The sequence below is a fragment of the Lacrimispora xylanisolvens genome, from assembly GCF_002934545.1.
GTDB lineage: Bacteria > Bacillota > Clostridia > Lachnospirales > Lachnospiraceae > Lacrimispora > Lacrimispora xylanisolvens.
Genome location: NZ_PTJA01000004.1, coordinates 1 through 16,002, shown reverse-complemented (window position 1 = coordinate 16,002; position 16,002 = coordinate 1). Strand labels below are relative to the sequence as shown.

Below are 16,002 nucleotides of genomic sequence, written 5' to 3'. Positions count from 1 at the left end.
TTAAGTCCACCCTGTATAGGGAAGTCTGTAAAGAAGAAAGCCCGACGTGAAAGCCGGGCTTTCTGTGTATTCTTTCAGATGTCTATTTATAGAAAGGTTTTCCTACAGGGATGCCTCTGCTTCCGCCGCAGACCAGCAGACCGTTGAAGCAACTGTAGAAACCGGTGATAACGACGGTAAGGCTCAGCCACTGGATGATTGCGTTCCAACTACCACTCAGAATATTCAGGCTGACAAGTCCTGAAAGCGAAAGGAAGAAGGCTGCCGCCAGATAACAGATGGCGGTAACTTTATCCGCCGTTTTACGGTTGACCCATAAAACCGGAAAAATCGATAAGCCGCCTAAGATGTAAGGAAGTGCCGTCATCTGTGTGCAGATTGGCCAGCCCATAATATTTCCAAAGCCGATCATTGTATTGCAGAAACCGCCGACTCCGCCGAACAAGGTGGCGAAGATGAGAAAAATGTTGCCATTGACGGAATCGCCTCTAATGAAGAATAGGATTGCACCAATCAGATAGGGAATAAAGCAGGCGATCTGCACCAGACCAACCGATAGCATTGTGGGGCCGTTGAAAATACCAGCTTGAATTCCCCAAAACTCCATGGTAAGCATTGTGAAAATAAAGGTTAATGCTGGTCCGGGGTCCCCCGGCCGCTCTTGTTTTTCGGATGTCCCTGTTTCGGTTTTACTATGATTTAATTCTTTCAAAATCATTTAAAATCCCCCTTAAGTATTTTTACCGTATAAGCAATTGTTATAAGACGGCAGTCTCATGGAGACTGCCGTCTCAGACTGTAGACAAATCGGTGTCAGGACGCAAGTCCTAGCACCGATTTTCTCTGTATATACGGTTTTTCTGTAATTTTAGACGCTAACAAAGTTAAACTAGCTTTTAACAGACCAAACCTTTGTTGCATTTTTGCTAGTTTTTTCAAATTCATGCACGTAAATGTAAGCCCGACCTTCATTTCCATTCGAGCTTTTCCTATCAGCTGCGTATATCGGAATCCGTGATTTTCCTTCGCTGTTCCAAAGAGCCGTTCTATCGTTTCTTTACGGTGCCCATAAAGTTCCTTCATCCCCCGTGTCTGACGGATGTCTTCACACATCTCCATGTAGGGCTCCCAGATATGGCGGGTCACCAGTTTCACATGTTCCTTACTTTCTGTACATTGCTTTAGATAAGGGCAGGTCTCACATATATAACCACAACTCTTATACTCACGATAGCCTTCTCTGTTTGTTGTACTATATTTTAATGTCTTGTTATTTGGACAAATGTAACAGTCATAATACTCATCATATACAAACTCGTGTTTTCGAAAAAAACCTTCTTTTGTCATAGGACGCTTATACGGAAATAGTGGATTTATTCCATCATCTATTAACAGCTTAGCAATTGCTGGGGTTTTATACCCTGCATCTGCTACCAGGGTTTGGATCCCTATATTTTTAATTTTATCATAAAGACCTTTAAAAGTTCTACTGTCATGCAAATTCCCCGGATTCACTGTATACCCAAGAATCCAGCCATTTTTATCACAGGTCGCCTCCACTGCATAAGCAAAGACATGTTTATGTTCTCCCTTTCGAAACCAGCCGCTATCAGGATCTGTTGTGCTGCATTTTATGGTTTTTGGCTCTATACTAGAACTTCCCGAAGATGGAGGCTGGTCCCCACTGTCGTCTTTGTCCTTTAAAGGCTTTTTTTCATGCAAAGAACGGTCTTTATTAATTTCTTTTTTCAGAAGTTCTTCGTAGAATAATGCTTCTTCTTTTGCGATCCGTTTCTGCATCTTTTTATTGTTAGCACAGGCTTTTACATGCGTGGCATCCACAAAAACTTCTCCTGGATCCACCAGCCTGAATTTATAACATTGTTCGAGAATATGCGTAAAAATTTGTTCAAAAAGGTCAGTATCTCGAAAACGTCTCGCATAGTTCTTTCCAAAAGTTGAAAAGTGAGGGACTTTATCCGTCATTTCGAGTCCAAGAAACCAACGATAAGCAACATTGACTTCTATCTCTTTCATAGTCTGTCGCATACTTCTAATCCCATAAAGGTACTGAATAAAAGGAATTTTAATCAGCATAACCGGATCCATGCTGGGTCTACCAGTATCTATAGAATACTTGTCCTGGACCAGATCATAAATAAAGCTCCAATCAATGGCTTTATCAATCAACCTCAAAAGATGATCTTGAGGTACTAAGTCATCCATACAAAAAATCTGCAATTGATCTCGTTTTTTATCCGAATTCTGTGTCAGCATAAGTAATCCACCGCCTCTGGTTTGATACTTACATTATATCAAAAACAGACCCCAAAAAGCAACAAAATCCGAGGCGTAAGCCCGGACTTTGTCTACAGTCTGAGACGGCAGTCTCATGGAGACTGCCGTCTTGCAATCATTGTGATGTTCAACTTTTCTAGTAGGACCTATTTTTCTACCTGGTAGTCTAAAAGTTCATCCAACCAGTCGAACATCACCTGTTGGCTTTTTGCATAGTTGTTGACCTGACAATGCAGATCCGCGCCTTCCGCAACAGTCGTCATGATAATGTCTTTTATTTTGCTGGATACATGCTTATAAGCATATTCAGCCTGCTCGCGAAACTGCGTATTCTCGCTTTCAGAGTACATGGCCAGGAACGGTGCAGTGATTTTTTTACAGTCTGTTTCAAATAATTCCTCTGCAGCCGGTATCCAATCCAGAAGACTGTCAAATCCATTGTACCAGATTAAGGTTTTCAATGTATTTCGGCTGAAAAACGGCATCTTATTGAGGAGCGCGTTGGACTCTTCCTTGGTTACACCCTCAAAGACAGGTAGATTCTCATTCATGAATCTTACCATTTTCGGTGCCGAATAAATGGGTGAATTTGGAATGACTGCTGCAAAACGGTCGTCGATGGTCGCGTTGAACATTGTTTTCGCGCCACCATAACTTTCACCAGTCAAAATCAAACGGTCCGGATCGACATCCGGGCGGGCAATCAGCATGTCAACAGCAGCCCTATAGGCACCTGTTAATTCTTTTCTACCGAATGTTTTGTACGTTGCATCAGGTTCATAGAACCTTCCGCCCGTATCCAAGGGACCATCCCATAACAAGCAATTGTATCCACGATCAATGGCCGCCTGCCCATACATGAAGAAGTGATCCTCGGAATGTGAATCTCCGCCGTTGTGCATCGTAATCGTAGGCCTTTTCTTGCCGGTATTATCAGCCTTTAAAAAGCAACCCGGGAACTTATACCCGTTGTACTCGATGGTCACCCACTCGTGGGGGATGAGTTTAGCCTTTGCGTCCAGCCCCCTTCTAAAGCATGAGACGGACTTATGATAGACACGCTTAAAATCGTCCTCCTCAGGCAATATAGCCATAAAAGCGGACCGATAGTAGGTGAAGGCTCTAAGGAACGCGTCTCCAGCGCTGATTCGATGTCCTTTCTTCAAGCAGTTTTCAGCCAGGGCTTCAACCCTCTCTGCCTCTTTCACAAATTCTGTTTTCCAGCTCAACTCATTCTTGGTATCAATTCTGCGGGCAGTGTTAAATATCTCTCCGATTGAGGCACCATGATTCTCAAGGTTTGCTAGAAACAACTGAAAATCAAAATCCATGTCCTCATCATCAAAAAAAAGTTTGGTTTTTAAGCGTTGTGTTAATTTCAATTCTACCTTTGCCATTTAAATTAACCTCCTTTTATATTTTTTACGGTACGTACCGTACCTTATTATATTATATGCTTGTAAAAATTGCAATACCAAAGTAAAATAATTTATAAAGGAGGAGGATATAGGATATGAAAGAAGAAAAAAGAGTACATCCCTCTGATTTTGAACAATCCGTCAATAAGAGCCAGAACAATCCGAATTCAAGACGCCGGGGAAAAATCCTTGAAGATGATATTTTACAGGCAGTTTGGGCTGAGCTTGCCGAGGTTGGCTATACTCATCTGACGATGGAAGGGGTCGCGGCTCGTGCAAAGACAAATAAACCATCGGTATACCGCCGTTGGCCAAAAAAATCTGAACTCGTTATTGCGTCACTTCAAAAGCAATTATCTGAGCGGGACGTTGTTATTCCCAATACAGGAAGTCTGCGAAGCGATTTGCTGGATTTACTTTACAATATCACAAAAACCATGAAAGGTATTGGAGCGGAAACCCTGCACGGACTTATGGCAGATCAATTTGGCATGGAATTGTCCACGTCTCTCCCGTTGAAAATAGGTGCAATATCTGATGAGAGTGATAGGATTATGATGACCATTCTTACAAATGCGGAGGCACGCGGTGAAGTTGATCTCAAAAAAATCAAAAATCGGATAATATCATTGCCAATGGATCTGATTCGGTATGAAGTTCTCACAACCCATGAACCAATTTCTAACGAAAGAGTTATGGAAATCGTTGACGATATCTTTTTACCGTTGGTTCGTAATTCCCTGTAGCAGGTGAGGTGCCGATTAGGTCTTGCAAATGGAATTGGTCTCATTATTGCTTTAAGATTAGCAACAGTTTACGCCGGTAAACTTGGAATTAGGAGGAGTTGAATGGGTAAAATATTAGGATCATGGAGTGGAATGCGAAAATATCTTGAGAAAGAAATGCTTGCAGACTGTTTGCACGGACGAATTCGGTATAACTGTACTACTTATGTTGGTATGGATGGATGTCATATTTTCGAAGTTTACATTGATAATAAAATGGTGAAGCAGTTCTCTTGGGAAACAGTAAATACTTATTTTATAGAAAACGAATATAAAATGGATTCAAATTACTTTGGTATAATCGAATATTGGGATGAGTTTTGGGCACTCATGGATACTGTTCCAATGCAATCAAGACAGGAATATACGGATAATGAATTCTGTAAGTCGTTGGAGAATTACCGAAATCAAAGTATTCAGGACAGCATACAATCTGAAAATCCATTGGAAAGGATGTTTGCTGTTTTAGATAGACGAGTTGGTAAAAGAAGCCTCGAAAAGCTGAAAGAAACGATGGAAGAGCAAAATGAATGGCTTCAACAGTTCTATAGGTTAAGATTATTATGAAGAATTAGAACAGACTGCACGGTGGCTACTGTAAGTAATAAAAAATATGGCCAGTGTGATTTTTGCGGCTAGCGTAGCATCTAACTGCCTAGCGGTTGGTTTTCAGTTTAGCCAAGGTCCAACCAGCTTCAAAAGGCGTAAGTAAATGCTAGTTGACAAGCTCAAGGCTCCATCAGTTATCTTTCTTCTATAAACATTAGTCAATTTTATGCCTACGCCAAGGGTGAAATGCGTTTTTCAGGAATCATTATCACAGCATCAACGCATGTGGAATCCATAATCCTGTTGCAACGGAAAAACAGTTAAATAATCGAAGAAAAATTAATAGAAATACGGTAAAATTAAGGACATGGGAGTGGAAACTTTCACGTCCTTTTTTAATAGAAAATTATATGGGGTCACCCATTTTACATAAATGCCGAAGAATTACTTTATGAAAAAGATTATATTCATACCACCTAAACCACCAGAACCTAAAAAGCTGAAAGTTGCAGCGTATTGTCGAGTCAGTACATTAAGTCCAACTCAAAAGCGTAGCCTTGATTGGCAAATCAAATCTTATACAAAGATGATATCAGAGCATCCGGATTGGATTTTTGCCGGTGTATTTTATGATGCGGGTAAAAGCGGATTAAGGAGGAGTGGAAGAATCGGACTTAACAAAATGCTAAAGAAGGTAGCAAAAGGGAAAATTGATTATATCATAACAAAATCTATCAGCAGAGTATCAAGAGATACTGTGGAAGTTTTAAAAATAGTAAGATATTTGCGAGAGAGGAGAATAAACATGTATTTTGAAAATGAAAACTTAGATTCTATCAGATTAGACAAGGAATTTGAAATTACACTTAGGAGCATGCTTGTACAGGACGAAAGCAGAAATATCAGCGAAAACATACAGTGGGGCTTTCAACGCAAATTTGAAAAAGGTGATATCTTCACGAAGTATAAGAATTTTATGGGATATACCTGTGTCGATGGTGAAATCGTCATTGTTTCGGAGCAGGCTGAGGTTGTCAGAAAGATATTTGAATTGTATTTACAGGGTTTATCATTTGGGCAGATAAAAGCTTATCTGGAGGCAATGAGAATTAAGACTGTTACAGGTAACGAGTATTGGGATACGACAACTATACAGAAAATGCTCAAGAATGAGAAATATAAGGGTGATACTATGCTGCAAAAGACTTATACGGAAGATTTTATGATAGGTAAAAAAGCAAGAAATGTAGGGCAACGTAATCAATACTATGTAGCAAATAGTCACCCAGCTATTGTATCTGGTGAAGAATTTGACAAGGTGCAGGTAGAAATGGCTAAACGGGTAAGGTTAGTTCGTAAAGCAGATGGTACAGTGGAGTCTAATTCCAGAAAATATAATGGAAAATATCTTTTGGGAAATTTACTTGTCTGTGGTGATTGCGGAGCATCATTTCGAAGGAGAACGGAAAGAGGTAAGGTAGTTTGGAGATGTGCAGAGAGAATTGAAAAAGGCAAAGAGGTATGCTTCAATTCTCCCACATTGAATGAAGATTGGATTCAAAAAGTTTTAGGTGAAATGGTATGTGAAAATGATGTTTATAATGAAGATACAGTGCGAAATTCCATTGAGAAGATTTTAATTTTTGAGAGTTATCTAGAAATATGTTATAGAAATGAGAAAAAGTTGAATGTTAAGTTGTTTTAATATAAATAGAAAGCTGTTTGTGATTAGTATGTATAGAGTAATTCAATATAAATAAAACCATAGTTTTATAAAGATAGTTCAGAGATTCGATCATGTTCTATATAAGACACTGGTGAAAATAATCTGATTCATTAAGTTAGCATAAAACGTTGTATTTGTGGGAGAATTAGTGCCTGATAAAGAAATTGTATTTATATGTATGAAATGGTATAATTTTATTATGTTTATATTGGTATATTGTGCTTATTGTAAAAAGTTTATATAAGGAATCTAGTAATAAAAAACTCGGAGGTGTTTGGTATGCCATATGAATTGGGAGGAAGAGCTGATAAAAGTGGAAATAAATTTGAAATCAAATGGGTAGTATACCAAATGCTTAGAGTATTAGAAGAAAAATTAGATTATGTTGTTTTAGAAGCACTTGGTGATGATGAAGAAGGTATTGATGTATGGATTGGTAACAGGAATGGTTGCAGAGAGGGGCAGCAATGTAAAGGGAGAAATGGAAGTAAGGAGTATTGGGATTTTGGCACTACTAATGCAAGAAATATTTTTACTAATTGGAAGTTTCAGCTAGATAGGGATAAATCCAACTTAGTCGCTTTAGTATCACCTCTATCTTTTACTTTATTAGAAGATTTAATTGAAAGAGCTAAGAATACAAACAATAACCCTAAAGATTTTTATAATAGTCAAATATTGAATTCTAGTAAAGAATTATCGAATTTTTTTAAGAATTTTTGTAAAGTTATGAATATAGATACAGAACAAGAATTGGGACTAATAAAATGTATTGAGTATTTGAAAAGAATAACGTATCGTCAATTTCCGGATTCAGAATTGAAAGAAATAATATTGTCTAAAATTAATTATTTATTTGTAGGGAATGAAGAAGATATCTATGATACATTTATTGCATGGATTGTAGATGGGAATATTCTAGGGAAACAAATAAATCACTCTGTTTTGTACGCGTTTTTAAAAGAAAAAGATATAAAACTAAAAAATCTAGCCATGGATAGTCATATTATTCCAAGATTACTGGAATTGAACAAGGAATATAGATCAGTGTTCATTCCAATAAATCATGAACTAATGAAAAGAAATGAATTCTCTATTTGTAGAGACGCAATTGACTTAGGAAATTCTTTAATAATACATGGAAAAGCTGGTAGAGGAAAAAGTGGATGCACAGAGGATATTATTGATTATTGTTTGGAAAGATCAATTCGATATTTGGCTATAAAATTAGATAAACGTATCCCCAATGGGAATGCTCAAAAATGGGGCTGGGATTTAGGATTACCAGCGTCCATTGTTCATTGTATACATAGTGTATCTAAAAATGAAAGAGCAGTAATTATTTTAGATCAGTTAGATGCATTGCGTTGGACACAAGCGCATTCCAGAGATGCTTTATTAGTGTGCACTCAAATTATAAATCAAGTAGAACAATTAAATTTTGAAAGAAAATATAAGATATCTATTGTTTTCGTATGTAGAACATACGACTTAGAGAATGACAATAATATCAGGGCGTTGTTTAAAAAGGAGGATAAAAAAAGCGAAAATATCAATTGGAATAAAATTCAAGTTCATGAATTGAGCGAGGATATTGTAAAATTAATTATTGGGAAACGTTATGAAAGTTTAACTGGTAAATTGAAAGAAATATTAAGAAATCCAAGTAATTTATACATATGGCATCAATTAGATCCAAGGAAAGAATATAATGAATGCTCTACAGCAAATCATTTAGTTTCTGAATGGTGGATACAGTTATCAGTAAAATGTTTTGAAATGGGAATTAGTGAAACAGATATAAATGAGACAAAGGAAATACTGGTAATGTGGTGTGATAATTTAGGTCGGATATGTATTCCCTTAAATATACTGAAAGTCAATAAGTCGTGTTTGGAATTTTTATCTTCCAACGGTTTTTTGGTAATTCAAGACAGTAAAGTCTCATTTGCACATCAATCTATATTAGACTGTTTTTTAACTGAAAAAATGTTTATGAGATACTATGCGGGTGAAGATATAGTTGAAATTATCGGAAACAAAGAAAAACAAACACCAGGAAGAAGATATCAGGTACAAATGTTAATGCAAAATTTAATTGAATTTGATAGTCAGGATTTTCTAAATGCAGGTCAAACGATTTTAACTTCAGATAAAATTAGATATAGTATTAAATTTGTGTTTTATGAAGTATTAAATCAACTAGATATTTTAGATGAAAATATAAAGAATTTTATTATAAAAAATTGCGAAGATGGAATATACAGTAAACATATTATTAATAATGTCATATATTCGAAACCTCTGTTTATTAAATTGCTTAGAGATTGTGGCATTTTGGATAAATGGCTCGATACTTCTGAAAAGAAGGATATTGTATTTAACTTACTTTTCAGTATACGCCCAGAATATGAGATAAAGGATGTTTTATTAATAGAAAAACATGCATTTCTGTCAGAGAAAGATGATAACAAATTCTCTCGGTGCTTTTTACACGATATTAATCAAGATACAGATGAAATGTTTGAATTGCGGATGAAATTTTATCATAAGTATCCGCAAATGGCTGATGCATACCTGGATTTTAAATCAATGCTTAAAAATTGTGAAATGAGAACAATACGATTGTTTGCTTTTTTACTGGAAAATAAAATTAAGAGTAAGGGTAAAAGTATTTACAGGTATGAAGAAGAATTTTTACAGGAAGGTTCAGAAATATTAATTAAAAATAGTATCGATGTTGTTAATTTATTATTACCAAATATACCAATGGAGAATGATAAAATATCGTCTTTTAGCGATTGGTCTGGGAGATGTTTTCATAAAAGAGGTCTTGAAAGAACATGCATTCAAATTATAAAGAAAGCGAATGCAGCTTTGATAGACTTAAATCCAGAAGTGTTCTTGGAATGTTATAAAGAATATATGGGCATAGGGAATAATTTATTCAATGAAATTATATTAGATGCATTATACCGTTTACCAGAAGTATATAGTGATGTAGTTATTCAATATTTATGTAAAGACCTTAATAATAACATATTTGATAAGACAAGTGGTAATGGTGATGAATTATTGCTTGTCAAGTTAGTTTTGGGTAAGCATTCTCAATCTTGTAGGCAAAATGTTTTTGAGGTATTAGAGGAAACTGTTATCAACTATGTGTCACCGAAAGCGAAAGATTTATATCAACGTAGAATTAATTGCAATAAAGAGAATAATGGGTATGTGGTATATTGGAGTTTTTGGGGTGATTTGCAGAAAGAAATCCTAGAAGTTCTTCCAAATAATCGTTTGAGTAATAAGGCAAAAGATTTAATACGAATCTTAAAACGTAAATTTTCTAGTGAATCTACTCTGTATAAATATACAGATGGACATAGTGGATGGGTAAGTTCACCCATAGGAGGGAAAAGATTAAATGATAAAAAGTGGTTAGAAATATTAACAAATAAAAAAATAAACCATAAAAAGCATTCTCATTGGAAGGAGGTCCAAGGAGGGTTTATAGAAAGTTCTATTGAAGAATTTTCCAGAAGTTTTAATAATGTTGCTTCTGAAGAACCGGAACGAATGATAAAATTGGTTCTTTCTCATAGTGAAGAAATTCCGGATGTGTATATAGATTCACTTATTAGCGGTGTGGCATATAGTAAGCAATTGGATAAAGTGCCTTTAAAATTGCTAGAAACAATGATTTTAAGTTATCCGTGCGATTATACTTCATTTAGAGCAAATTATATTTGCACGATTATTGAAAAAAGAGCAGATGATAGATGGTCACAGGAAATATTAGATATTATTAAGAAAATTGCAGTAAATCATAAGAATCCAGAAATAGATAAACCAAATGTAACTAATAGTGAAGATAAAGAAATGCATAGCTTTGAAATGTTACAAAGTAATGCATTAAACTGCGTAAGAGGTCAGACTGCCCAAGCAATCGCAAATTTATTATGGAAAGATGATACTCTTTTTGACCAGTTTAAAAATACGATTGAAAAATTGGCATCGGATGAAAATCCGGCAGTAAAATATTCAAGCCTATTTTCGCTATGGCCTGTGTACAATATTGACAGAGATTGGGCATCTGCAAAAATCCTAAATTTATATGAGCAAGATTATAGACTAGCGGGTTTTTATGATTCGAAAAATATGTTTTTCCTATTGTATCCCCAATATCGTGAACGTGTGTTGAAAATTATAAAAGAATGCTATGACTCTGAAGATAAAGAATTAACTAAAACAGGAGCATATAGTTTAGCTGAAATGTTTATTCTTAAAGATGAATTTGTTGATGAAATGAATCATGTAGATAGTATGAGTAAAATACAGGCAGAAGCGGTTCTTCATATGGCTGTTATTTATTTTAATAAAGATGGATACAATTCTTTGGCTAAAGATATTATACGTAACTTTAAGACAAGTGCTTTAGATTTAGAAATGCCGATTTCAAGGTTATTTTATGATAATCTCATAGATTTAACTAGAGATAAGGAATTTTTGATTGATATTATGAGTTCTGGTTTAAGCCGTAGGGCAGTGTATTCATTTGTACATTATCTTGAAGAGGAATCAAAATCAGTGGTTGATTACAAAGATATTATAATGTCAATGAGCTATCATTTATTACAAAATGAATATGATAAGGATGAGGGTATTTGGGAAATAGAAGATGAAATTTCTAAGTTAGTAATTGGATTATATGATGAGACATGCGGTTCATATCAACCTGAGTTGAAGAACATTGCAAAAGAATGTCTTGATTTATGGGATTTGATGTTTGAAAAGCAAATAGGGCCAGTTAGGAAATTGAGTCAGGAGATGATGGATAGGTGAAAATAGTTAGTACTATCGTACACTCCATGTCATACAGAGGGCATTGTAAAATTATGTAGAAAGGAGGATGTGGAATGAAAATTAATACAGTATATCTGCTTAATAAGCTTATTTAGAGAAAGGGTAAATTATGAGTAGAAAGTATTCATTAAGTTCTTATAGAGCTAATAATATTATCGAACCAATAACGGAGGAACAAACGGGTTTCTTTTTTGTTGCCGAAAATATAAAAAAACAGATTTGTGAATTGCAAAACCTCATAAAAGAGGACACATATGGTTGCTATTTAGTATCGGGTATGAAAGGTATTGGGAAAACAAGTTTTATTAATACTACTTTATCAAATTTAGAGGATCAAATATTCAAAAAATCTTATGTTACAATCAAATTAAATTCCACTCGTGTGGCTGATGTTAATAAATTATTTTTGTTACTGATTAAAGAGTTGCTACGTGTTTCAACAGATAAAAACAGCCTTATAAATGTCTTTTATAACAAGCTAAGAAAAATAGAACTTGTATGTTCTGGAAATTTACAAGTTCATTGGGAAGAAGAGGTTGCATCTACACTTAATGAAGGCATTACGAGTTCTTTCACAAAAGAAGAACAAGTTGGAGTTGATGTAGCCGGAGCATTTAAATTACCTTTAATAGGAAAATTAATACGTGGGCAAACGAGTAGCAATAATACTAAGACTGAATCAGAGTCAAATACGAAAAGAAAAATTGAATACGATATGCAAGAAGATCCACATGAATTATTTAGACAATTATTAAATGAGTTTGAAAGTTTAGGTATCAGATTAAGTTTTATTTTTGATGAAGTGGACAAGTGTAGTACAACGTTTTTAGATGAAATATTTAATCAATATAAAGATTTATTAACTAATTTTAAGATTTTCAGTATATTTCTAACAGATGAAAAGATGTATAAAGCTTTCATGCAATCAAGAGACAGTTTACTATTTACTTATTTTATAAAAGCCTTCTATTTATCAAATATGTCATATGAAGAAACACTAAGGTATTGTTTTGGACAACATTGTGAAGAAGAGCTATGTAATGCTGATGTACTGTATTATATTTCACTTGGAAATACCAGAATAATAAATATTAATTACAAGACACATTTCAGACTTAATTTGTTTGATTCTGCACACGTTGCTTTATTATATAAGGCAAGATTGTTTCACTATATTATAGAGAGCATTCGATATGACTTGGATGTTGATGATATGAGAATGTTTAAAAAAGATATGCTCAAAGTTGATGTTAAAGCACTCATCGAATTTATCTTTGACATAAAAGAATGTCAGATATCTACAGCTACTGATTATTTTAATAATGTCAGAACAAACAGATATCCTGAGGCAAATGAAATATTGGAATGCATTAGAAATTATAAAGATAGCTTAGAGATGAAAATGGTTAAATTTGAAAATGATAGGATAATCATAGGGTATGATAAGGATATGTATTTACATAATTCATGGGAGAGCTTGGAGGCCCATGATCATAATTTAAATAAAAGGGTAACACTAAATAATAGAATAAGAATTGAGAGTTTTTATCCTTTTTATGAGAAAGGACTGGGAACTCACACTAATGGTATAGGTACAATTCAACTGGTCAAGTTAGGAGATAATGAGCCAGAGGCGTATGAAGAAGCAATGGAGCATTTAATAATATCAAATTACTTTAATATTAATAAAATAATATGGCTGAAAAGAGTACGAGATGGTGGGAAAACATGGTATACAGATGAAGAATATTCGCTTTTGGTTATTATTGATTCAGGCATAGGTAGAAGATATGCTTTTTACAATGAGGCCGGGTCATACTCAAGTGAAAAAAGTAGGTGTATTACTGATTTATTAAAAAAGATCAAGGATTTAGGTATATATTACACTGAAAAAACTTTTTCTAATGGGGAAACTTCTGAGCAAGCTGTACAACAGATTATAGACAATTTTAAGTGATTTTAATTTTATGAAAGGAAATATGCTTAGATGCAAATGGCTATGTTTAAAATTTAAGTTAGTGGATATAGACAAATTTTTCCTGTAATATATTTGAATAAATCTGAAGTTAATTTTACAAGCGATAATTTTCATAGATTTACGATTTCTATTTTACCTTGGGTACTTAAGGAAAAAAATATAGCTCAGAACATGAACTAAGATTCTTATGTGGTGTCGTTTACGGCAGCGAAGACGGTGTTATGGGAGGGCGAATTGAGCAGACAAAAGAGTTTATGGGATATAATGGGATTATATATACATATGATTATTAAGGAATTAAGCTGGCAGATATTTTGGGGGAATTGTAGCGATGATTGTAGACAAAGAATAAATAATTAACCAAGGCGAGTTACACTTTTACCAAGACCCCTTACTAGCTTCATCCATCATCTTTTCTATATCCTCTGGGCATGTTGAACCTGTTCGTCTGATAGAGAGTGGAAATCCCAGTGAATCAAAGCTTTTCTGAATTATGAAAGAAATGGTCGTATACTTTTCGCAATGATTATTAGTTTATGGAAACTTATTTAATTCAGAGGTATAATTTTGATTCTATGACTATGATACGAAGCTAAGAACTTGTTAGCGATAATAAATGGAGGTGAATGTGTGGAACAAGAATTTGTTGAACTGCTAAAAAATAATGCGTTGGCATGGAATGAGTGGAGAAGAAAGTATCCAGAACAAACTCCGAGTTTACGAGAAGTTAACTTTGTAAATGAATTAATGAAAGATAAGAAAGACATATATGATTTGCCACGCTTCTACGGTATCGATTTTACTAATGTAGATTTGCATATGTCATCACTACGCAACTGCTTTTTTGATGAATGCCGTTTTGATGGTGCAAAAATTACTTTTGCTGATCTTGTTGATGCGTATTTTGTAGATTGCACTTTTAAAGATGTAAATATGCGTGTCTCGAAAATTGGTTCAGCAACTTTTAGTAGCTGTATATTTGAAAATTCTGATTTATCGTATTGTTCAGCCAAAGATACTTCATTTGAAGGGTCAAAATTTATAAACACTGCTTTAGAACATGTTACTTTTGTAGCAAACAATTTTTCTGATACTGAGCTAATTGGATGCTCTGTATATGGTATTTCTTCATGGGACTTAAACTTAGATAATTCAACTCAAAAGAACCTGATTATAACGAAAGATGATCAACCAACGATAACTGTAGATAATATAGAGTTAGCACAATTTATATATTTGATGATCAACAACACAAAATTGCGGAGCATCATTGATACACTTACTTCAAAAGTGGTATTGATACTTGGTAACTTTTCTCCTGAGCGAAAAATAGTTTTAGATGAAATAAGAGAAAAGCTTCGGGACTATGACTATATACCAGTAATGTTTGATTTTGAAAAACCATCGTCACGGAACTTTACAGAAACTGTATTTACATTAGCGAATATGGCTCGATTTGTTGTTGCAGATTTAAGCAGCGTCCGAAGCATTGGGCATGAGCTTGCTACAATTGTACCTAAACTCCCATCAGTCACTTTCTATCCATTAATAGTATGTGGTGATAAAGAATATGGGATGTTTAATGACTTGCTAGAATATAATTGGGTCAAGCCTATTATGACATATAAACCTAATCAGGTTGGAGATATATTAGAGAAGATAATTATTGATCAGCGTGAGGATACTTTGAAGTGAGCTCCTTTATTGTTGTTATACTCGACGGATAATTCTCAATTGTCTGGCATACTATGGTTGGTAAGATGAGAGAATTGCATCGAATAAAGCCTATAGGAGATAAGCACTCATTTAATTTGCAAAGTAATAAAAAGGTCTACTCCAGTGATTGTTTAGAAATTAGTCATGACGCCAAGGGGGTATCAGCTTCAATGGGCATCATTTTTGTACACTCAAGGCACGTTGAGTGTATAATAATGATGCAGAATTGTGGTCGAAATGGAAAATAGGTACTTTGACCACAAGATGTTGCAGTTATTGGACGGAAATCAGGCAAAATTTGAGGCTGAAGAGTGCAAATATTGACCCGTTTTCATAGATGACAAAAGGTTATTCAGAGTATGAAACCTTCAAAATCAAAATTAAAGAAAAAAACAAGGGCATCAGGAAATCAAAATCCTGATGCCCTTAGTTCTATATACACAACCAAAATAACGTGAATCTGCGACCACGAATAAAAATATTGGGCTAAGGCAATGCAGGGCATTATATGGAGAAGACTGGCAACCTCCGGAAACGAAATATAAAATACCACCACTGTCTTAAAAGCAGATCATTCGTAAATGGTAAATAACCCGTCTACTTTTGGATTCCTCATAAAATTGAGATAATGGTGTAAAGTTGAAAAGTTTCTAACAAACTTTTCACACAGAA

8 protein-coding genes and 1 pseudogene are annotated in these 16,002 nt (G+C 34.7%); 6 read left to right on the top strand and 3 right to left on the bottom strand.

Annotated elements, in window-relative coordinates; genetic code table 11:
• Nucleotides 1-82: 82 nt before the first annotated feature.
• The 3 genes and pseudogenes from BXY41_RS08060 to BXY41_RS08050 form a co-directional block, all read right to left on the bottom strand.
• Nucleotides 83-718 carry a hypothetical protein gene (locus tag BXY41_RS08060; protein ID WP_104436325.1) on the bottom strand — a complete coding sequence of 212 codons (636 nt, stop codon included), beginning with the start codon at nt 716-718 and terminating at the stop codon, nt 83-85.
• Between the two features lie 12 nt (nt 719-730).
• Nucleotides 731-2,277, bottom strand: a pseudogene (locus tag BXY41_RS08055) (IS1182 family transposase).
• 167 nt (nt 2,278-2,444) lie between these two features.
• Nucleotides 2,445-3,695 (bottom strand): alpha/beta hydrolase family protein, encoded by a 1,251-nt coding sequence (locus BXY41_RS08050; protein WP_104436324.1) that lies wholly within the window; start codon nt 3,693-3,695, stop codon nt 2,445-2,447.
• Between the two features lie 116 nt (nt 3,696-3,811).
• Here BXY41_RS08050 and BXY41_RS08045 point away from each other — a divergent pair, with 116 nt between their 5' ends.
• From BXY41_RS08045 to BXY41_RS08020, 6 genes are all read left to right on the top strand, one after another.
• Nucleotides 3,812-4,462 carry a TetR/AcrR family transcriptional regulator gene (locus BXY41_RS08045; protein ID WP_104436323.1) on the top strand — a complete coding sequence of 217 codons (651 nt, stop codon included), beginning with the start codon at nt 3,812-3,814 and terminating at the stop codon, nt 4,460-4,462.
• Nucleotides 4,463-4,564: 102 nt separating this feature from the next.
• Entirely contained in the window at nt 4,565-5,068 is a 504-nt protein-coding gene (locus BXY41_RS08040) for an SF0329 family protein (RefSeq protein WP_104436322.1), read from the top strand.
• Nucleotides 5,069-5,501: 433 nt separating this feature from the next.
• Nucleotides 5,502-6,755, top strand: coding sequence for a recombinase family protein (locus tag BXY41_RS08035; protein WP_104436321.1), 1,254 nt, complete (start codon nt 5,502-5,504; stop codon nt 6,753-6,755).
• Nucleotides 6,756-7,055: 300 nt separating this feature from the next.
• Nucleotides 7,056-11,615 carry a hypothetical protein gene (locus tag BXY41_RS08030; protein WP_104436320.1) on the top strand — a complete coding sequence of 1,520 codons (4,560 nt, stop codon included), beginning with the start codon at nt 7,056-7,058 and terminating at the stop codon, nt 11,613-11,615.
• A gap of 130 nt (nt 11,616-11,745) precedes the next feature.
• A complete protein-coding gene (locus BXY41_RS08025) occupies nt 11,746-13,593 on the top strand; it encodes a P-loop NTPase fold protein (RefSeq protein ID WP_104436319.1) in 1,848 nt (615 codons plus the stop codon).
• A gap of 651 nt (nt 13,594-14,244) precedes the next feature.
• A complete protein-coding gene (locus tag BXY41_RS08020) occupies nt 14,245-15,309 on the top strand; it encodes a pentapeptide repeat-containing protein (protein ID WP_104436318.1) in 1,065 nt (354 codons plus the stop codon).
• The last annotated feature ends 693 nt before the right edge of the window (nt 15,310-16,002 follow it).